Origin of the sequence: Pseudomonas sp. PDM25 (genome assembly GCF_019219045.1) — a bacterium.
Lineage (GTDB): Bacteria > Pseudomonadota > Gammaproteobacteria > Pseudomonadales > Pseudomonadaceae > Aquipseudomonas.
In genome coordinates this window covers 344,396-365,574 of sequence record NZ_JAHUWL010000007.1, presented here as the reverse complement: position 1 = coordinate 365,574, position 21,179 = coordinate 344,396, and the positions used below count along the sequence as shown (strand labels likewise).

Genomic DNA, 21,179 nt, shown 5'->3' with positions numbered 1-21,179 from the left:
CTACAGGCCGTTCGTTTACTCAGTTGTTATACAGATCAATGATCGCGCTGACTGCCTGTGTCTTGACCTTGGAAGCATCGTTACGTGCCTGCTCGATCTTGTTCAGGTAAGCCTCGTCGACGTCGCCGGTGACGTACTGACCGTCGAACACCGCGCAATCGAACTTCTCGATCTTGATCTTGCCGCCACCGACCGCTTCGATCAAGTCAGGCAAGTCCTGATAGATCAACCAGTCAGCGCCGATCAGATCAGCCACGTCCTGGGTCGAACGGTTATGGGCGATCAACTCGTGAGCGCTCGGCATGTCGATGCCGTAGACGTTCGGGTAACGAACGGCCGGTGCTGCGGAGCAGAAGTAGACGTTCTTGGCGCCGGCTTCCCGGGCCATCTGGATGATCTGCTTGCAGGTGGTGCCGCGAACGATGGAGTCGTCCACCAGCATCACGTTCTTGCCGCGGAATTCCAGCTCGATGGCGTTGAGCTTCTGGCGTACGGATTTTTTCCGTGCAGCCTGGCCCGGCATAATGAAGGTCCGGCCGATGTAGCGGTTCTTCACGAAGCCTTCGCGGAACTTGACGCCCAAGTGGTTCGCCAACTCGAGGGCCGCGGTGCGGCTGGTATCCGGAATCGGGATGACCACGTCGATGTCGTGGTTCGGACGCTCGCGCAGAATCTTCTCGGCGAGTTTCTCGCCCATGCGCAGGCGTGCCTTATAGACCGACACGCCGTCGATGATCGAATCCGGACGCGCCAGATAGACGTGTTCGAAGATGCACGGGGTCAGGGACGGGTTGGTCGCACACTGACGGGTGTGCAGCTTGCCGTCTTCAGTGATGTAGACCGCTTCGCCCGGCGCCAGGTCGCGAATCAGGGTGAAACCGAGCACGTCCAGGGAAACGCTTTCGGAGGCGATCATGTACTCGACGCCTTCGTCGGTGTGACGCTGACCGAAGACGATCGGGCGGATGCCGTGCGGGTCGCGGAAACCGACGATGCCGTAACCGGTCACCATCGCCACAACCGCGTAACCACCGACGCAACGGTTGTGCACGTCAGTAACAGCCGCGAACACGTCTTCTTCGGTTGGCTGCAACTTGCCGCGCTGGGCCAGTTCGTGAGCGAACACGTTGAGCAGCACTTCCGAATCGGAGTTGGTGTTGACGTGGCGCAGGTCAGATTCGTAAATCTCCTTGGCCAGCTGTTCAACGTTGGTCAGGTTACCGTTGTGCGCCAGGGTGATGCCGTAAGGCGAGTTGACGTAAAACGGTTGGGCTTCGGCCGAAGTCGAACTGCCCGCGGTCGGGTAACGCACATGGCCAATACCCATGTGACCGACCAGGCGCTGCATGTGACGCTGATGGAACACGTCACGTACCAGGCCATTGTCCTTGCGCAGGAATAACCGGCCATCATGGCTGGTCACGATACCGGCAGCGTCCTGGCCGCGGTGCTGGAGGACGGTTAGCGCGTCATACAGCGCCTGATTGACGTTCGACTTACCGACGATACCGACGATGCCACACATGCGACGCAACCCCTACTTAATGGATCTGAACTGAACACAACTCACTGAGGCGTTTTGGCCATCGGCAAGAGGTGCTCCTTGAACGGTATCTCAGCGGGTACGCTGATACCGCTGGCAAGCCACTGACTGCTCCACCCCAGAATCAGGTTTTTGGACCAGTCTGCAACCAATAGAAATTTTGGCACGAGCTGTGACTCTTTCCACCACCCGTCCTGCTGTACCGGCCCTAGGCTCAACAGCCCGACCGCCACGACCACCAGCAACACGCCACGCGCGGCGCCAAAGGCCATGCCGAGGAATCGATCGGTCCCGGACAGCCCGGTGACGCGAACCAATTCGCCGATAAGATAATTGATCATCGCGCCTACGATTAATGTGGCGACAAACATGATGGCACAGCCCGTGATCACACGGGCCGACGGCGTTTGGATGTATCCGGCGAGGTACTCGGACAATGAACCACCGAACATCCAGGCGACGACTCCTGCGATGATCCAGGTCACCAGCGACAGTGCTTCTTTGACAAAGCCGCGGCTCAGACTGATCAATGCGGAGATGGCGACGATTGCAACGATCGCCCAGTCAACCCAGGTAAATGGCACAGTGCAGCCTACAGACGGATAAGGCGGCGCATTTTAGCAGAGCGCATGGCTGTCGGTAAGCTGCGATTGTCAGTGCATTTCAAATCAGGTCGATAGTTTTAGCCACGCTCAGGCTGGAAACGCACCACAAAACCCTTGAGGTTCTGCTGGCGGCTCAACAAGTCACGCAGACGATCAGCTTCTGCGCGCTCGATTAGCGGCCCGACAAACACCCGATTCTTGCCGTCGGCAGTACGAATGTAGGCGTTGTAGCCTTGGCTGCGCAGGGATTTCTGCAGGCTTTCTGCACTTGCACGGCTCGACAGGCTGGCCAGTTGCACCGACCAACTGACCGACAGGCCATTGGCATCGACGCGGCTTTGGGTCGTGTCCGGCTTGCCCGGTGCAGCCGTGATGGGCTGGCCAGGTGCAACCGTTGGTTTGTTGACCGGCGCAGGTGCTGGCGCGACCGGTTTGGCGGCAGGCGCAGGCGCCACCGGCACGCTCGGGGAAATCACTGTCGACGGTGCTTCTTGCTGAGCGATTTCATCATCACTCGGCACAGGTTCCTGAGGCAGCGCTTGCGGCTCAGGCACCACCACCGGCTCCACCTGAACTGGCGGCACCGCAGGCGCTTGCGGCGCAGCCGGGGCGTCAACCGTCACTTGACGCTGTTCATCCTGACGGGAAAACAGCATCGGCAGGAAAATCACCGCCAGCGCTACCAGAACCAGGGCACCGACCATGCGCTGTTTGTATGCCTTATCCAGCAATGCCATTTGCCGCTTCCTCCGTGGAGCGCCGGGCCAGCCATTCGAGGGCCTCGGCGACACAATAAAATGATCCGAACAACAGAATCTCGTCGTCGCTCGTCGCCAGCGCGCACTGCCCTTCCAGGGCGGCGGCCACGCTGTCATAGGATGTTACCGAGGCGCCAAGGTTGCGCAACGCCGCGTGCAAATCGGCAACCGGGCGTGCTCGCGGTGAATCCAGCGGCGCGACAGCCCAATGCTGGACACTAGCATTCAATTCACCGACAACACCATCCAGATCCTTGTCTGCCAACAGTCCAAACACGGCCAGACGCTTGCCAGCCGGTGGACGGCTGGCCAGACGGCGAGCCAGATACTCTGCCGCATGGGGGTTATGCCCCACGTCCAGTAACAGGTTCAGGCGCTTGCCCTGCCAGTCAAACTGACGGCGATCGAGGCGACCGACCACCCGTGTGGCTTTCAGCGCAGCAATAATGTGGGCATCCACCCAAGGCAACCCGAGCAACAGGTAAGCCTGCAACGCCAGCGCGGCGTTTTCCATCGGCAGATCGAGCAACGGCAGATCATGCAGCTCAACCACACGCCCTTGAGCGTCAAGACCGCGCCATTGCCAGTTGTGATCGGTGATGCCGAGGTCGAAATCGCGCCCACGCAGGAAAAACGGGCAATTGAGCTCGCGCGCTTTATCCAGCAGAGGCTGTGGAGGATTCAGGTCGCCACACAGCGCAGGCGCGCCCTGGCGGAAGATGCCGGCCTTTTCGAACGCTACGGATTCACGGGTATCACCCAGATAGTCCGCGTGATCGACACCGATGCTGGTGACCAGCGCCATGTCGGCATCGACCACATTGACCGTGTCCAGACGCCCGCCCAGCCCGACTTCCAGCACCACTGCATCGAGACTGGCGTGTTGAAACAGCCAGAACGCCGCGAGGGTGCCCATTTCGAAATACGTCAGGGATGTGTCGCCACGCCCCGCCTCGACCGCAGCAAAGGCTTTGCACAGCTCGGCGTCAGTGGCTTCGACGCCATTGACCTGCACCCGCTCGTTGTAACGCAGCAGGTGCGGAGAATTGTAGACACCGACGCTCAGGCCCTGCGCCCGCAGCAACGAAGCCACGAATGCGCAGGTAGAACCTTTGCCGTTGGTGCCGGTGACCGTAATCACCCGAGGCGCCGGCTTGCCCAGCCCCATGCGGGACGCTACCTGTTGCGAGCGCTCCAGGCCCATGTCGATGGCTGAAGGGTGCAACTGCTCAAGGTAGGCGAGCCACTCGCCAAGGGTACGTTCGATCATAGGTTGGCGGGTACCGGTGGAACCACGATTGGCTCGATTGGCGCGGCGACGAATTTCGGCGTCGGCAGGCCCATCATTTGTGCCAGCAGATTGCCCAGACGCGGACGCAGTTCCTGGCGGTGGATGATCATGTCGATCGCACCGTGTTCCAGCAGGAATTCGCTGCGCTGGAAGCCTTCCGGCAGTTTTTCACGCACGGTCTGCTCGATCACGCGCGGACCGGCGAAGCCGATCAGGGCTTTCGGCTCACCGACAATCACGTCGCCGAGCATCGCCAGACTGGCGGAAACACCACCGTAGACCGGGTCGGTCAGTACGGAGATGAACGGAATGCCTTCTTCACGCAGACGCGCCAGCACCGCAGAGGTCTTGGCCATTTGCATCAGAGAAATCAGGGCTTCCTGCATCCGCGCACCGCCGGAAGCGGCGAAGCAGATCATTGGGCAACGGTTTTCCAGCGCGTAGTTGGCAGCGCGAACAAAACGCTCACCAACGATGGCGCCCATCGAACCACCCATGAAGGAGAATTCGAAGGCTGCCACCACCACCGGCATACCCAGCAAGGTGCCGCTCATGGATATCAGGGCGTCTTTTTCGCCGGTCTGCTTCTGCGCAGCGCTCAGGCGATCCTTGTACTTCTTGCCGTCGCGGAACTTCAGACGGTCAACCGGCTCCAGGTCCGCGCCCAGTTCGGCACGGCCTTCAGCGTCAAGGAAGATATCAATGCGGGCGCGTGCGCCGATACGCATGTGGTGGTTGCACTTGGGGCAAACGTCCAGGGTCTTTTCCAGCTCCGGACGATACAGCACAGCCTCGCAAGACGGGCATTTGTGCCAAAGACCTTCAGGCACCGAGCTCTTCTTGACCTCGGAACGCATGATCGAAGGGATCAGTTTGTCTACTAACCAGTTGCTCATGCTTTCTTTCTCCAGTACCGGCGGCCCGAACACTCTGGTTCGCAGCCCCGCGTATGCCCTTGAGCTAAATTCATGTGTGTGGCGATGATCGATGGGTTGCCGGGTCAGTGAAGCGTGACCTGCGTACACCCCAAAAACCCTCAGCCATGCCTGTGGACGGCGGCAGTGTGCCAGCCGTCACATCAGCTTCCGCGTACGGCTTTGATGAATGCCTGAATCTTTGCGTGATCCTTGATGCCCTTGCTCGCCTCCACTCCGCCGCTGACGTCCACGGCATAAGGCTGAACCCTTGCAATCGCCTCGGCGACATTGTCCGGCGTCAAGCCACCCGCCAGGATGATCGGCTTGCTCAAGCCTTGCGGTATCAGAGACCAGTCAAACGCTTCACCGGTTCCGCCGGGTACGCCTTCAACGTAGGCGTCGAGCAGGATACCGCTGGCGCCTGGAAACGCATCGCATGCGGCCGCGATGTCGTCACCGGCCTTGACCCGTAGCGCCTTGATGTACGGACGGTGCCAGCCTTCGCACTCGGCCGCGGTTTCGTCGCCATGGAACTGCAACAGGTCCAGCGGCACGGCGTCGAGGATTTCCCCCAACTCGCAGCGGCTGGCATTGACGAACAACCCTACGGTGGTCACGAACGGCGGCAACGCCTCGATGATCGAGCGCGCCTGCTGAAACGTCACGGCCCGAGGGCTTTTGGCGTAGAACACAAATCCGATCGCATCAGCCCCGGCCTCAACCGCCGCCAACGCATCTTCTATGCGGGTAATCCCACAAATCTTGCTGCGAACGGCCGACATGTCGATAGAACCCCAAGTTAAATCCGAGAAAGTCCCGGATGGTAACAAAAGCGTTCGAAGGCGTCAGCCGTCAAGTTCCGAGAAACCGGTCAGGAAGTGCGGCCCGATGTAACGCTCGGGCAATTGGAACTCGTCGCGGTACTCGACCTGCACCAGGTACAGGCCGTACGGGTGCGCCGTCACCCCACCGGAACGGCGAATGCGGCTCTCCAGCACTTCTTTCATCCACTCCACCGGGCGCTCGCCGGCACCGATAGTCATCAGCACGCCAGCAATGTTGCGCACCATGTGGTGCAGGAAGGCGCTGGCGCGGATGTCCAGCACGATCATCTTGCCGTGGCGCGTGACACGCAGGTGATGCAGCTCCTTGATCGGCGATTTGGCCTGGCACTGGCCGGCACGGAAAGCGCTGAAATCGTGGGTGCCGACCAGGTACTGTGCCGCTTCAGCCATACGCTCGACGTCCAGCGGACGGTGATTCCAGGTGATTTCTTCGTTCAGGTGCGCCGGGCGGATCTGATCGTTGTAGATCACGTAGCGATAGCGCCGGGCAATGGCCTTGAACCGCGCATGAAAATGCGCCGGCATGACCTTGGCCCAGCTGACACTGACGTCGTGAGGCAAATTGATATTGGCGCCCATGACCCAGGCTTTCATCGAACGCTCGACCTGAGTATCGAAATGCACCACCTGGCCGCACGCATGCACGCCGGCATCCGTACGCCCGGCGCAGAGCAGTGACACCGGTGAGTCGGCGACTTTGGACAAGGCCTTTTCGAGCGTCTCCTGCACGGTGAGTACGCCGGAGGCCTGGCGCTGCCAGCCGCGATAGCGCGAGCCTTTGTATTCAACGCCTAAAGCGATCCGGAAAAAGCCCTCGGCCGCCAGTTCGGCGGCCGGATTATCTATATTTGCCAAGGAGTGACAGCCTGCTGATATACGCAAAGGCGGGCATTATAAGGCTGTCAGGCAGGGACGCCAGAGGCGTATGTTTTTTGTGGCCTTACGTGTCGGGGTTGATCGTTCCCACGCTCTGCGTGGGAATGCATCCCGTGACGCTCTGCGTCACATTCAGAAGCGGAACGCGGAGCGTCCCTGGCGGCATTCCCACGCAGAGCGTGGGAACGAGCTGTCGTGGACTGAAACAAAACGGCAGCCTCAATGGGCTGCCGTTTTGTTTACGCCTTACCGATCAATCAAGCCAGACGCGAAAGCATTTCCTTGGCTTCGGTCTTCTGACCTGAATCACCCTCGGTCACCACTTCATTGAGGATGTCCCGGGCGCCGTCGGCGTCGCCCATGTCGATGTAGGCCTGGGCCAGATCGAGTTTGGTCGCGACTTCGTCGGTGCCGGAAAGGAAATCGAATTCCGGCTCGTCAGCGGCGGAGGCCATCGCATCTTCCGCCGTGAAGCTCGGCTCGCCAAGGCTCTGGGACAGACGATCCAGTTCGGCGTTGACGTCTTCCAGTTCGGCGGCAAACGCGTCCGGAGCGTCTGGCGCGTCCATTTCGTCAGCCAGCGACAGGTCGAAATCGGCTGGCAGCTCCAGATCGTCCAGCGCAGCCGCAGGAACAGCCGGCGCTTCAGCGACAGGTATATCAAGGTCCTTGACGCCGTCATCCAGGCTCAACAGGAAGTCGTCTTCGGCCAGGGTCGCCGGCGAGGCATCCCCACCGAGATCCATATCCAGGTCGAAGTCCGACAGGTCATCGAGGTTTTCCTTGATGTCGGTCTGCTGCTGCAACACCGACTCGAAGCTCAGGTCGTCGTCCAGCGGGAACGCGTCCAGCTCAGCCACAGACACTGGCTCTGCTTTTGGTTCTGGTTCTGGTGCAACCACTGCCGGAGAGGCCGCGTCCAGATCATCCAGGCTCAAATCGAAGGCACTGTCGAGATCATCGAGCCCAGGTTCAGGTTCAGGTTCAGGTTTTTCTGATGCTGGTTCCGGTGCTGGCTCGGGTGCAACCACTGCCGGCGAGGCAGTTTCCAGATCATCCAGGCTCAAATCGAAAGCACTGTCGAGATCATCGAGTTCTGGTTCTGGCTCTGGCTCTGGTGCAACCCCTGCCGCCGAGGCAGTTTCCAGATCATCCAGGCTTAAATCGAACGCAGTGTCGAAGTCATCAGGCACAGCCGGTGCCGGCGCCTCAGGCTCGTCCAGCAGCAGATCCTTGACGTATTGCGCGTCCAGTTCGGCAGCGATTGCAGCGGCTGCGATACCTCCGGCTGCCGCAATGACCATGGCCGGGAAGCGGCTCTTGAGTTTTTCGACCTGAGCAAAGTTGTCCCCGTTGGCCACCAGCTGGCGTTCCTGGGCAACGAATGCATCGCGATCGCCTTGCTGACCGTAGACTTCCATCAGCTTGAGGCGCAAGTCACTGCGTTGCGGCTCTTGCTTGATCCCGTCCTCCAGCAAGGCAGCCGCCTGATTCAGACGACCGGCAGTGATGTGCGACTGCGCCTTGCTCAACACATCGTCATTGCGCTCGCCAGCAGGCGAAACCAATGGCGCAGCGATCGGCGGCGTTACCACAACCGGAGCAATCACCGGAGCCGGCGCGGGAGCCTTGGCTGGTGCAGGCGGTGGCGTTGGGGTTGGGGTTGGCGCGGTAGCGAGCTTCACGCTCGGCGGCGGCACTTCCAAATCATCGAAGATGCCTTTTGGCAGGTCGAGTTCAGCGGAGAACGCCTGCTCCTCGGCCAAATCACGGGCCATGCGCACATGCTTCTCGGCTTCTTGCTGGGCTTTGCGGCGACGTGCCAGCAACAACAGCAGGAACAACGCCACCACGGCACCGCCACCTGCCAAGCCCAGCAGCCACGGATTGGTCAGCAGTTCCTTGAATTGCTGATCGTCGGAGGCTGCCGGCGTCGGCTCGACAGGCTGCTCGGCCGGAGGCGCAGCGGCCTCGGGAGCAGCCGCTTCAGGCGCAGGTGCAGGCGTTGCATCAGAATTGGCCGCCAGTTCGGCTGACATTGCCGGAGCGGTCGCACCGGGTGCCGGCGCACCCGCAGCGCCTTCAGCCTGCAACTTGGCCAGTTGATTGTTTTTCAGTTCGATCAGGCGTTGCAGCTTGTCCAGCTGACTTTGCAGATCGGTCATGCGGCTTTTCAGTTCGGCGTTGTCACGACGGGTCGTGTCGAGGCTTTCCTGGGTCACGGCCAGCTTGTTGCTCAAATTCTTGGCATCGCCCGCTGCGCCTTTGCCACCGGCCTTGCCGGACTCGGCAGAGACCAGGCTCAGCTTGTCTGTCGCCGTTTGCGATGAAGGGCCTTCACCGCGAGCGCGCTTGGTGGCATCGAGCTGCTGCTGTCCGGTCCCGGACTTCGCCACGTAGCGACGACCCTGACGCCACGCGGTGTTCTGCGCGGAGACTTCGGCAATTGCCTTCGGTTGCGGCAGATTGGTGCTCTGCGCCTGATCCGGCAGACGCAGCACCTGACCGGCTTTCAACCGGTTGATGTTGCCGTCGATAAAGGCATCCGGATTCAACGCCTGGATGGCCAGCATGGTTTGCTGGACCGAGCCGCCATTGCGCGTCTTCTCGGCGATTTCCCACAGGGTATCGCGCGGCGCGGTGGTGTATTGGGTTGCTTTGGTGCCACCGGTCACCGGTGCGGTGACGGTTTGCGTCGGTGCAGGCTGCGCAGCCGCTTCAGCGGTTTGCGGCGAGAATTTGGACGGATCGAGCAGCACGCTGTAATCGCGCAGCAGGCGACCGTTGGGCCACATCACCTGCACCAGGAATTTCACCATGGGTTCGGAGAGTGGTTTGCTGGACGTCACACGCAGGATGCTTTTGCCGCTGGCGTTGAGCACCGGGGTAAAGGTCAGGTCATTGAGAAACGCCTGGCGGTCGACACCGGCCTTGGCGAAATCTTCAGGCGAAGCCAGGCTCGGCACCACTTCGGCAGCGGAGAGGTCCTTGACGTCGAGCAACTCGATTTCTGCCACCAGGGGCTGGTTCAGCGTCGACTTCAGGGTCAATTCCCCGAGCCCGAGGGCATGCGCCATACCGGAGGACAGCGCCGAGGCGGCCGCTATTGCTAACACCAGTTTGCGAACTTGAACCATAGCCTCATCCTTTGTTTGAACATTCCTCGGCCAGCGAGAAGGTATTGATAGTCGCTGCCGTAAGGCATTGCGTGCGGCGGCGAAGAGTCGTCGCGCGCGATCATTTCATTCATGCCACGCAAAGCCCCGGAGGGAGCCCGCCTTCAGCAGTCCGGCCAAGCATAGCGCCCGGCTGGATTCATACGACAAATTGTTGCCAAGTATCTTTTACAGCAGGTCTTTTATCAACAATTCAGCCACCTGCACAGCATTGAGCGCGGCGCCTTTGCGTACGTTATCTGACGTCAGCCACAAATTAAGTTCCGACAGGTCGTCGATCCCGTGGCGAACCCGACCAACGTAGACCACGTCCTGCCCTACCGCATCGCCTACCGGCGTCGGGTAATCGCCGGCTTCCACCAACTCGATACCGGGCGCGTCTTCCAGGGCGGCATTGACTTTTGCCAGGTCGATGTCGCTCGATGACTGCAAGGTCACGTTAAAGCTATCGCCAAAAAACACCGGGGCTTGAATGCAAGTCACGGAAATCTTTAATAAAGGCAGCGCCATGACCTGACGCAGCTCGCGCACCAGGCGTTTTTCCAGCAGCGTATGGCCCTGATCATCAGGCTTGCCCACTTGCGCCAGCAGGTTGAAGGCCATCTGCCGATCGAAGAAGGTCGGCTCCAGCGGACGCACATTGAGCAGCTCGGCCGTTTGCCGTGCCAGCTCGGTGACGGCTTCGCGGCCTTGGGCGGAGACGGCCAGGCTGGCGGTCAAATTGATGCGTTGCAGATCGAGCAAGCCGAGCAACGGTGCCAGCACAACCGCCAGTGTAGTGGCCGAAGGGCTTGGACTGCTGACCTGGAACGGCTTTTTCAAACCGGCCAGCACCTGCGCGTTGGCTTCAGGCACGACCTGTGGCGCCTGATCAGCCGGCAAGGCGCCGGACAGGTCGATCAGCGAGCAACCGGCGGCGGTGGCACGCGAAGCGAAACTCAGGGTTACCGCCGGGCCGGCAGCGAAGAACACCAGCTGGACTTTACTGAAGTCGAACTCATCGACTTCCCGCACCCGTACGTTCTTGCCGCGAAACGGCACTGAATGCCCGGCCGATTCGCTGCTGGCGAGCAGGTGCAGATTGCCGACCGGGAAGTCGCGCTCTTCGAGAATCTGCACGAGCGTTTCGCCGACAGTACCGGTGGCGCCGATCACGGCAATATCAAAGGACTGGCTCATGGTTCTACCTCTGGCGAAACGGGGGGAGCGGCACTTTACCGGGTGGTTGGCATGCAGGCAATTTCTGCCGGGGATTTGTGGTGCCTGCACCAAAAACTAAAAAACCCGCACCTCTTTCAAGGCACGGGTTCTTTTATGACTTCAACCGATCAACGCTCAAGCAGGATCCGCAGCATGCGACGCAGCGGTTCGGCCGCGCCCCACAGCAGTTGGTCGCCGACGGTGAACGCGCCGACATACTGCGTGCCCATGTTCAGCTTGCGCAGACGGCCAACCGGCACGTTCAGGGTACCGGTGACCTTTGTAGGGCTCAGCTCCTGCATGCTGATTTCGCGGCTGTTCGGCACCAGTTTGACCCAAGGGTTGTGCTGGCTGATCAGCCCTTCGATATCAGCGATCGGCACGTCTTTGTTCAGTTTGATGGTCAGCGCCTGACTGTGGCAGCGCATGGCGCCGATACGCACGCAGATACCATCGACCGGGATCGGGCTCTTGAAGCGACCCAGGATCTTGTTGGTCTCAGCCTGGGCCTTCCACTCTTCGCGGCTCTGTCCGTTTGGCAGTTCCTTGTCGATCCACGGGATCAGGCTGCCGGCCAGCGGTACGCCGAAGTTCTCGGTCGGGTACGCGTCGCTGCGCATGGCTTCGGCGACACGACGATCGATGTCGAGGATCGCGCTGGCCGGGTCGGCCAGTTGATCGGCGACAGCGGCGTGGGTCGCGCCCATTTGCTTGATCAGTTCGCGCATGTTCTGCGCGCCGGCACCGGAGGCCGCCTGATAGGTCATGGCGCTCATCCACTCCACCAGACCGGCTTCGAACAGACCGCCCAGGCCCATCAGCATCAGGCTGACGGTGCAGTTGCCGCCGATGTAGTTCTTGGTGCCCGCGTCGAGTTGCTGGTCGATGACCTTGCGGTTCACCGGGTCCAGCACGATGACCGCGTCATCCTGCATGCGCAGGCTGGAAGCGGCGTCGATCCAGTAACCCTGCCAGCCGGCTTCGCGCAGCTTCGGGAACACTTCGCTGGTGTAGTCGCCACCCTGGCAGGTCAGAATCACGTCGAGGGTTTTCAGCTCATCAATGCTGTAAGCGTCCTTGAGCGGAGCAATGTCCTTGCCCACGGACGGGCCTTGGCCACCGACATTGGAAGTGGTGAAAAACACCGGCTCAATAAGATCGAAATCCTGCTCTTCCAGCATCCGCTGCATGAGCACGGAACCGACCATACCGCGCCAACCGATCAGACCTACACGTTTCATCGCAACTACACCTTCTTTAAAAAGTGGGCCGCTGCTTTCAAGAGTGAAAGTTGCAGCGGGCCAGAGAGATTACAGATTCCGCAGCGCGGCGACTACTGCGTCGCCCATTTCCTGCGTACCGACTTTAGTGCAACCGGCCGACCAGATGTCGCCCGTACGCAGGCCTTGGTCCAATACCAGACTGACGGCCTTCTCGATCGCATCGGCCGCATCCTGCAGATTGAAGCTGTAACGCAGCATCATCGACACCGACAAAATGGTCGCCAACGGGTTGGCAATGCCTTTGCCAGCGATGTCCGGCGCCGAACCGTGGCACGGCTCGTACATGCCTTTGTTGTTGGTATCCAAGGACGCCGACGGCAGCATGCCGATGGAACCGGTGAGCATCGACGCCTGGTCGGAAAGAATGTCGCCGAACAGGTTGTCGGTGACGATCACGTCAAACTGCTTCGGTGCGCGCACCAACTGCATGGCGGCGTTGTCGACGTACATGTGGCTCAGTTCGACTTCTGGGTAATCCTTGGCCACTTCCTCGACGATTTCACGCCACAGTTGGCTGGAAGCCAGCACGTTGGCCTTGTCCACCGAGCACAGCTTCTTGCCGCGAACCATGGCCATGTCGAAACCGACACGGGCGATACGGCGGATTTCGCTTTCGCTGTACGGCAGGGTGTCGTAAGCCTGACGCTCGCCGTTTTCCAGGGTGCGAGTGCCACGTGGCGCGCCGAAGTAGATACCGCCGGTCAGTTCACGGACGATCAGGATGTCCAGGCCAGCCACGATTTCAGGCTTCAGGCTCGAAGCCTCGGCCAGTTGCGGGTACAGGATCGCCGGACGCAGGTTGCCGAACAGGCCCAGTTGCGCACGAATTTTCAGCAGGCCGCGCTCAGGGCGGATGTCACGCTCGATGGTGTCCCATTTCGGGCCACCCACGGCGCCCAGCAGTACAGCGTCGGCTGCGCGTGCACGATCCAGGGTTTCGTCAGCCAGCGGCACGCCGTGCTTGTCGATGGCAGCGCCACCGATCACGTCATGGCTCAGCTCGAAGCCCAGGCTGTACTTGTCGTTCGCCAGCGCCAGCACCTTGACCGCTTCGGCCATGATTTCCGGGCCAATACCGTCACCTGGGAGAATCAGAATCTGCTTGCTCATGCTTTCCTCATGTCATCAGTCGGTGTGCCCTTGGGGCACGCCCGGAAAAATTCGTTTGACGCTTATCTTTCAGCCATCAGCACCAGTACATCTGTACTGAACGAGCCATCGGCCTCAATCTCAAAATAGTCGCGCACTTCGTTGCCCATCGATTGCTGCAACTCCAGAATCGCGGCGCGCATCACTTCTGGTGTGCGCATGCGCTCGACCCAGGAGGTGTACTCCAGACGCAGCCGTTGACGGGTGGTGCTACGGGTATGCAACCCCGCTTCGCTGACCTGACGTAACCACTCGCCGGCGGAATAATCGCGCACATGGCTGGTGTCGCGCAGCACTTCGACGCTTTGCAGGTAAGTGTCGAACAACGGACTGCCCGGTGACAACACATCGATGAAGGCCGCCACGCCGCCCGGCTTCAGCACCCGGCGAACCTCACGCAGGGCCAGGCCGAGATCGCTCCAATGGTGCGCCGAATAACGGCTGAAGACGAAATCGAATTCGCCATCGGCGAATGGCAGGCGCTCGGCGGCGCCGTTGACCGTCGTGACATTGCTGTAACCACGATCAATCGCCGCTGCGGCGACCACGTCGAGCATTTGCTGGGACAGGTCGTAGGCCACCACTTCTTTCACCAACGACGCCACATGAAAACTCACGTGTCCGGCGCCGCAACCCAGGTCCAGCACCCGGGCATCGCCCTGCCCTGCCAGCTCTGCCTGTAGCAACGCAAATTCGGTGCCCTGAGCGTGTACGGCGCTGCTCAGATAGGCCGAGGCTTGTTCACCGAATTGCTTTTGTACGACTTGGCTGTGCTGGGCGGTGCTGGTCATCGTAATGTCCTGATATTTTGTGTTGTAGGGGCTGCCGTCATCGCGAGCAGGCTCGCTCCCACAGGGGTTTTGTGTACGCCGCAAATCCACTGTGGGAGCGAGCCTGCTCGCGATGAGGCCGGCACTACCTACCGAGAATCAAACGTCGCGAAACAACCACGGCTGGCTCGCACGGTGTTTGGCTTCAAACGCCGCAATCGCTTCGTGGTCCTGCAAGGTCAGGCCGATGTCGTCCAGGCCGTTGACCAGGCAATGCTTGCGGAACTCGTCAAGTTCAAAGCTGTAGACCTTGCCATCAGGCCGGGTGACGGTCTGGGCTTGCAGGTCGACCGTCAACTCGTAACCCGGATTCGCCTCGACTTGCTGGAACAACTCATCCACTTCAGCGTCGGTCAAGATGATCGGCAACAAGCCGTTCTTGAAGCTGTTGTTGTAGAAGATGTCGGCGTAGCTCGGCGCAATGATGCTGCGAAAACCGTACTCTTCCAGCGCCCATGGCGCGTGTTCACGGCTGGAGCCGCAACCGAAGTTCTCGCGGGCCAGCAGCACGCTGGCGCCCTGATAACGCTCGGCATTGAGCACGAAGTCCTTGTTCAGCGGACGCTTGGAGTTGTCCTGGTAGGCATAGCCCACGTCCAGGTAGCGCCATTCGTCAAACAGGTTCGGACCAAAACCGGTGCGCTTGATCGACTTCAAGAACTGCTTCGGAATGATCTGGTCGGTGTCGACGTTGGCACGGTCCAATGGCGCGACCAAACCGGTGTGTTGGGTAAAAGCTCTCATGTGCGGTTCCTCAGATCAGTTCGCGAACGTCGATGAAACGACCGTGGACGGCAGCCGCCGCGGCCATGGCCGGGCTGACCAGGTGCGTACGGCCACCGGCGCCCTGACGCCCTTCGAAGTTGCGGTTGGAGGTCGAGGCGCAATGCTCGCCCGACTCCAAACGGTCCGGGTTCATCGCCAGGCACATCGAGCAACCCGGTTCACGCCACTCGAAACCGGCTTCGAGGAAAATCTTGTCCAGGCCTTCGGCCTCGGCTTGCGCCTTCACCAGGCCCGAGCCCGGCACGACGATGGCTTGCTTGATGGTCGAAGCGACTTTACGGCCCTTGGCGATCACCGCTGCAGCGCGCAAGTCTTCGATCCGCGAGTTGGTGCAGGAACCAATGAACACGCGATCCAGTTGAATGTCAGTGATCGCCTGATTGGCGCTCAGACCCATGTATTTCAAGGCGCGCTCGATGGAGCCGCGCTTGACCAGGTCCATTTCCTTCGCCGGGTCCGGCACGTTCTGATCCACCGCCAGGACCATCTCGGGCGAGGTGCCCCAGCTGACTTGCGGCTTGATCTGAGTAGCGTCGAGCTCGACCACGGTGTCGAACACGGCGTCAGCGTCGGACACCAGGTCTTTCCAGGCTTCGACCGCCATGTCCCATTCCGCGCCTTTCGGGGCAAATGGACGGCCCTTGACGTAAGCCACGGTTTTTTCGTCGGCAGCCACCAGGCCAACACGAGCGCCGGCTTCGATGGACATGTTGCAGATGGTCATGCGGCCTTCGACGGACAAATCGCGAATGGCGCTGCCGGCGAACTCGATGGCGTGGCCGTTGCCGCCGGCGGTGCCGATCTTGCCGATCACCGCGAGCACGATGTCCTTGGCGGTCACGCCGAACGGCAATTTGCCTTCGACCGACACCAGCATGTTTTTCATTTTCTTGGCCACCAGGCATTGCGTGGCGAACACGTGCTCGACCTCGGAAGTCCCGATGCCGTGGGCCAATGCGCCAAACGCGCCGTGGGTCGAGGTGTGCGAGTCGCCGCAGACCACGGTCATGCCCGGCAAGGTGGCGCCCTGCTCAGGACCGATCACGTGAACGATGCCCTGACGCACGTCATTCATTTTGAATTCGGTGATGCCATATTCGTCGCAGTAGTCATCGAGGGTCTGAACCTGCAAACGCGAGACCTGATCGGTAATCGCTTCAATGCCGCCCTTGCGATCCGGAGTGGTCGGTACGTTGTGGTCCGGAGTCGCGATGATCGAGTCGACGCGCCAAGGCTTGCGCCCGGCCAGTCGCAGGCCTTCGAAAGCTTGGGGCGAAGTCACTTCATGGATGATGTGGCGGTCGATATAGATCAGCGACGACCCATCGTCGCGCCGTTTCACTTCATGGGAATCCCAAAGCTTGTCGTAAAGCGTTTTGCCGGCCATCAGACGGTCCTCATCAGCGTGTTTCTATGCCCTGGATCTTGAGAGATTCAATAACCCCTTGGCTTGTGAGGTCGATCCTAGGGGGTTACATTAAATAACTCAAATTCATATTTTTTATGCTTTGGATAACCAACTGGAATACTGCAATGGACCTCGCCAACCTCAATGCTTTTATCGCGATTGCCGAGACCGGTAGCTTCTCCGGCGCTGGCGAACGGCTGCACCTGACGCAACCGGCCATCAGCAAGCGAATTGCCGGGTTGGAACAGCAATTGAAGGTGCGCCTGTTCGATCGCCTGGGCCGTGAAGTCAGCCTGACCGAGGCTGGACGCGCCTTGCTGCCGCGGGCCTATCAGATTCTGAATGTGCTGGACGACACGCGCCGCGCCCTGACCAATCTGACCGGCGAAGTGTCCGGCCGCCTGACCCTGGCCACCAGCCACCACATCGGGCTGCACCGCTTGCCCCCCTTATTAAGGGAGTTCACCCGACGTTACCCGCAAGTTGCGCTGGATATTCAGTTCCTCGATTCGGAAGTGGCCTACGAAGAAATCCTCCATGGCCGCGCCGAACTGGCGGTCATCACCCTGGCGCCGGAGCCCCACGCATTGGTCAAGGCCACGCCGGTGTGGGACGACCCGCTGGACTTCGTGGTCGCCCCGGAGCACTCGCTGATCAGCCACGGCCCGGTCAGCCTGGCGGACATTGCCCTGCACCCGGCGGTTTTCCCCGGTGGCAACACCTTTACTCACCACATCGTCCGGCGCCTGTTCGAAGCTCAAGGCCTGACGCCAAACATCGCCATGAGCACGAATTATCTGGAAACCATCAAGATGATGGTCTCGATCGGCCTGGCCTGGAGCGTGTTGCCGCGCACTATGCTTGACGATCAAGTGGCCCGAATACCTTTACCGGGCATACAACTCACTCGCCAGCTAGGCTATATCCTGCACACAGAAAGGACACTATCGAATGCGGCGCGAGCCTTCATGGCCTTGCTGGATGCACAAATCGATCTGCCAGGAACTCTCGGCTAAGCTGTGCTACGTCTATAGGGCCTCGAGTCACTGACCTGACACCTCACTCAGCCAAGGCTTGCCAATGCCGAAATCTGTTGACCGTATTCCGCCGATGCCGCGTATACAGGCGCTTGACCCAAAACGGTCCGAGCAGAGCTGGGAAAGCGCCCCACAATTGCTGGCAGCCCTCAACGGTGCACATCTGGGCGCTTGGTATTGGGACATCGAGCGCGGGCAGATCAGTTGGTCGCGGGGTACCCAGGCGCTGTTCGGCTTCGATCCCCGGCAACCGCTGCCGGCGGATCTGGAATACCTCGACTTGCTGCCGCCAGAGGATCGGGCGAAAACCATTCGCGCCTTCGACGCGGTGATCGCCGGCGCCCCGCTGGAACAGGCGATGCATCACCGCATCCGCTGGCCCGACGGCAGCCTGCACTGGCTGGAAATCAACGGCAGCCTGCTGCCGGACAAACACGGCCGGCCACGGATGATCGGCGTCATCCGCGAAATCACCCACCAGCGCCAGCGCGAACAGGCGTTGAGCAGCTCGGAAAAACGCTTCGCCACGCTGTTCCACCTGTGTCCGAACATGGTCCTGCTGACTCGCCAGGAAGACGGCCTGATCAGCGAAGCCAACCAGTATTTCGAAAGCCTGTTTGGCTGGCCAGTACAGAACGCTATTGGTCGCACCACCCTGGAACTGGGCCTCTGGGTGCATCCGGAGCAACGGGCGCAACTGGTCAAAGCCACCAAGGCCAAGGGCGAACTGATCAACATGGAGGTGCAATTTCGTGCCAGCAACGGCCAGATCCACGACGGCATCCTCAGCGCACAAAAAGTTGAACTCGAAGGCCAGCCGTACCTGCTGAGCACATTTCTGGACACCACCGAACGCAAAGCCGCCGAGCTTGCCCTGAAAGACAGCCAGGAGCGGCTCGACCTTGCTCTGGATTCGGCGCAACTGGGTACCTGGGACTGGCACATCCCCAGCGGCATGCTGTACGGCTCGGCACGCGCCGCCCAGCTACATGGGCTGGAAGCCATACCCTTCCATGAATCCTTCGACGAGTTTTTTGAAGGTGTGCCCGACGAAGAACGTGGCTCCATGCGTGATGCCTATCGCAGCCTGCGAGAAGGCCCGGCCGGCAATTATCAACTGACCTACCGCGTGCAATTGCCGGATGGCAGCTCGCGCTACCTGGAAAGCCGCGCCCGACTCTATCGCGATGAAAACGGTGCTCCGCTGCGCATGGCCGGCACCCTGCTCGACATCACCGATCAGGTGGAGCGCGAACAGCTGCTGGTGGCGTCCGAAGAGAAGTTCGCCACCCTGTTCCAGGTCAGCCCGGACCCGATTTGCGTGACCCGTCAGGACACCGGCCAATTTATCGAGATCAACTCCAGCTTCACCCAGACCTTCGGCTGGAGCGCCGCCGATGTGATTGGCCGCGTCGCCGACGAAATCGGACTATGGGACGCTTCGGCGCAAAGCCTGCGACGGATCGAGCAGGTCATCCGCGAACAGGGTCTGAACAACGTGGCGATCCTCGTTCAGCACAAAGACGGGCAAGCCCTGACCTGCGTGATTTCCAGCCGCCAGATCAGCGTCGGCGATCAGCCGTGCATCGTCACCACCCTGCGCGATATCACTCAGCAGCAACGCTCGGAAGCCGCGCTCAAGGCCAGTGAAGAGAAGTTCGCCAAGGCTTTCCACTCCAGCCCCGACGCAATCACCATCACCGAGCGCGACACCGGGCGTTATCTGGAGGTTAACGACGGTTTCTGCCGCCTGACCGGCTACCGCGCCGATGAAGTGGTTGGGCGCACGGTGTATCAGGTCGGCATCTGGGCCGAGGAAAAACAACGTTCGGCGCTGCTCGCCGAACTGCAGATCAAGGGCCGGGTGCATCACCAGGAAATGCTCGGGCGCAATAAACGCGGCGAGTTGCTGACCGTCGAAGTCTCGGTAGAACCGATCACCCTCAACGAAACCGCCTGCCTGCTGCTGACCGCGCGGGACGTCAGCCTGTTGAAAAATGCCGAAGCGCAGATCCGCCACCTGGCCTACCACGACCCGTTGACCAACCTGCCCAACCGCGCCCTGCTGATGGATCGCCTGAGTCAGCAGATTGCCCTGCTCAAGCGCCACAACCTGCGCGGCGCCCTGATGTTTCTCGACCTTGATCACTTCAAGCACATCAATGATTCGCTCGGTCATCCGGTGGGCGATACCGTGCTGAAAATCATCACCGCGCGCCTCGAAGCCAGCGTGCGCATGGAAGACACCGTCGCGCGTCTGGGCGGTGACGAATTCGTGGTGCTGCTCAGCGGACTCGAAGGCTCGCGCAACGAGGTCAGCGAGCAAGTCCTGCAACTGGCAGACACCTTGCGTGAATTGCTGTCGGAGCCGATGTTTCTCGACGGACAACGCCTGCAAGTCACCCCGAGCATTGGCATCGCGCTGATTCCCGATCACGGTTCGACCCCGACCGACCTGCTCAAGCGCGCCGACATCGCCCTCTACCGGGCCAAGGATTCGGGCCGCAACACCGCGCAGATGTACCACAACACCATGCAGAAGGCGGCGAGCGAACGCTTGCGCATGGAAACCGACCTGCGCCTGGCCCTTTCCCGGGGTGAGTTCCGCGTGCATTACCAGCCTCAGGTCGACGCCCGGAACGACCGCATCGTCGGCGCCGAAGCGCTGGTGCGCTGGAACCATCCAGAACTCGGCGCGCAATCCCCCACCGAATTCATCAAGGTGCTGGAGGACAGCGGGCTGATTCTGGAAGTGGGTACCTGGATCGTCGACGAAGCCTGCAGCGCCTTCAAACAACTAATCGCCAAAGGCCTGGTCAATCCGCTGGACTTCAGCCTGTGCGTCAACATCAGCCCACGGCAATTTCGTCAGAATGACTTTGTCGAACGCATCGAACACAGCCTCGAAAGCCACGGCCTGCCCTTCTCGCTGCTGAAACTGGAAATCACCGAAGGCATCGTGATCCAGAACCTGGAAGACACCATCAAAAAAATGCGCAGCCTGAAAAAACTCGGCGTGAGTTTCGCGATGGACGATTTCGGCACCGGTTACTCCTCGCTGACCTACCTCAAGCGTCTGCCGGTCGACACCCTGAAAATCGACCAATCGTTCATCCGCGACGCCACCACCGACCCCAACGACGCCGAGATCATCCGCGCCATCGTTGCCATGGCCCGCAGCCTGGAATTGAAAGTGATTGCCGAAGGGGTAGAGACGCCGGAGCAGCTGGAATTCTTGCAGGGGCTGGGCTGCCATTTCTATCAGGGGTATTTGCACAGCCCGCCGCTGCCGGCGGAGGACTTCCAGAAACTGCTCAAATGACGCGGACCTCGTAGCAGCTGCGTAGTGGCGAGGGGATTTATCCCCGTTCGGCTGCGCAGCAGTCGTAAAACTTATGCACTCGGTGTTACTGACACACTGCATCACCTGATTTCACGACTGCTTCGCAGCCGAACGCAGCCTCGCGCGGCTCGA

The 21,179-nt window shown here is 60.5% G+C and carries 16 protein-coding genes; 2 read left to right on the top strand and 14 right to left on the bottom strand.

The genetic code is table 11. From position 1 onward, the window contains the following. Positions 1-19 precede the first annotated feature (19 nt). The 14 genes from purF to leuC all read right to left on the bottom strand — a co-directional run bounded on the left by purF (position 20) and on the right by leuC (position 16,646). On the bottom strand, positions 20-1,525 hold the full coding sequence (gene purF, locus KW848_RS15935) for an amidophosphoribosyltransferase (protein ID WP_008145601.1): 1,506 nt from the start codon (positions 1,523-1,525) through the stop codon (positions 20-22). A gap of 41 nt (positions 1,526-1,566) precedes the next feature. Further along, entirely contained in the window at positions 1,567-2,127 is a 561-nt protein-coding gene (locus KW848_RS15930; RefSeq protein WP_008145596.1) for a CvpA family protein, read from the bottom strand. 98 nt (positions 2,128-2,225) lie between these two features. Continuing rightward, the gene (locus KW848_RS15925; protein ID WP_218537415.1) at positions 2,226-2,885 is read right to left on the bottom strand and encodes an SPOR domain-containing protein; all 660 of its coding nucleotides are present in this window, start codon (positions 2,883-2,885) and stop codon (positions 2,226-2,228) included. After that, positions 2,869-4,176: a bifunctional tetrahydrofolate synthase/dihydrofolate synthase gene (folC, locus tag KW848_RS15920; RefSeq protein WP_218537414.1), complete on the bottom strand. Its 1,308-nt coding sequence runs from the start codon at positions 4,174-4,176 to the stop codon at positions 2,869-2,871. The genes KW848_RS15925 and folC overlap by 17 nt, the downstream gene beginning before the upstream one ends. Further along, positions 4,173-5,093, bottom strand: coding sequence for an acetyl-CoA carboxylase, carboxyltransferase subunit beta (gene accD / locus KW848_RS15915; protein ID WP_218537413.1), 921 nt, complete (start codon positions 5,091-5,093; stop codon positions 4,173-4,175). The genes folC and accD overlap by 4 nt, the downstream gene beginning before the upstream one ends. Positions 5,094-5,275: 182 nt before the next feature. Continuing rightward, the gene (locus KW848_RS15910) at positions 5,276-5,896 is read right to left on the bottom strand and encodes a phosphoribosylanthranilate isomerase (protein ID WP_123365495.1); all 621 of its coding nucleotides are present in this window, start codon (positions 5,894-5,896) and stop codon (positions 5,276-5,278) included. Between the two features lie 63 nt (positions 5,897-5,959). Then, complete coding sequence (gene truA / locus KW848_RS15905; protein WP_111450533.1) at positions 5,960-6,814, bottom strand: tRNA pseudouridine(38-40) synthase TruA; 855 nt, start codon at positions 6,812-6,814, stop codon at positions 5,960-5,962. Between the two features lie 278 nt (positions 6,815-7,092). Then, positions 7,093-9,972: a FimV/HubP family polar landmark protein gene (locus tag KW848_RS15900; RefSeq protein ID WP_218537412.1), complete on the bottom strand. Its 2,880-nt coding sequence runs from the start codon at positions 9,970-9,972 to the stop codon at positions 7,093-7,095. A 207-nt stretch (positions 9,973-10,179) separates the two neighbouring features. Then, entirely contained in the window at positions 10,180-11,190 is a 1,011-nt protein-coding gene (locus KW848_RS15895; protein ID WP_134101396.1) for an aspartate-semialdehyde dehydrogenase, read from the bottom strand. 149 nt (positions 11,191-11,339) lie between these two features. Then, complete coding sequence (gene asd, locus KW848_RS15890; RefSeq protein ID WP_218537411.1) at positions 11,340-12,452, bottom strand: aspartate-semialdehyde dehydrogenase; 1,113 nt, start codon at positions 12,450-12,452, stop codon at positions 11,340-11,342. A gap of 69 nt (positions 12,453-12,521) precedes the next feature. Continuing rightward, positions 12,522-13,604, bottom strand: a complete 1,083-nt coding sequence (gene leuB / locus KW848_RS15885; RefSeq protein ID WP_218537410.1) for a 3-isopropylmalate dehydrogenase — start codon at positions 13,602-13,604, stop codon at positions 12,522-12,524. Positions 13,605-13,666: 62 nt separating this feature from the next. Further along, the gene (locus tag KW848_RS15880) at positions 13,667-14,434 is read right to left on the bottom strand and encodes a class I SAM-dependent methyltransferase (RefSeq protein WP_111450538.1); all 768 of its coding nucleotides are present in this window, start codon (positions 14,432-14,434) and stop codon (positions 13,667-13,669) included. A gap of 138 nt (positions 14,435-14,572) precedes the next feature. Then, positions 14,573-15,217, bottom strand: a complete 645-nt coding sequence (gene leuD, locus KW848_RS15875; RefSeq protein WP_024164598.1) for a 3-isopropylmalate dehydratase small subunit — start codon at positions 15,215-15,217, stop codon at positions 14,573-14,575. Between the two features lie 10 nt (positions 15,218-15,227). Further along, positions 15,228-16,646 (bottom strand): 3-isopropylmalate dehydratase large subunit, encoded by a 1,419-nt coding sequence (gene leuC, locus KW848_RS15870; protein WP_008151269.1) that lies wholly within the window; start codon positions 16,644-16,646, stop codon positions 15,228-15,230. A 146-nt stretch (positions 16,647-16,792) separates the two neighbouring features. Here leuC and KW848_RS15865 point away from each other — a divergent pair, with 146 nt between their 5' ends. Both KW848_RS15865 and KW848_RS15860 read left to right on the top strand, forming a co-directional pair. Beyond that, on the top strand, positions 16,793-17,683 hold the full coding sequence (locus tag KW848_RS15865) for a LysR family transcriptional regulator (RefSeq protein WP_111450539.1): 891 nt from the start codon (positions 16,793-16,795) through the stop codon (positions 17,681-17,683). Positions 17,684-17,747: 64 nt separating this feature from the next. After that, positions 17,748-21,026 (top strand): EAL domain-containing protein, encoded by a 3,279-nt coding sequence (locus KW848_RS15860; protein ID WP_218537409.1) that lies wholly within the window; start codon positions 17,748-17,750, stop codon positions 21,024-21,026. Positions 21,027-21,179: the final 153 nt, after the last annotated feature.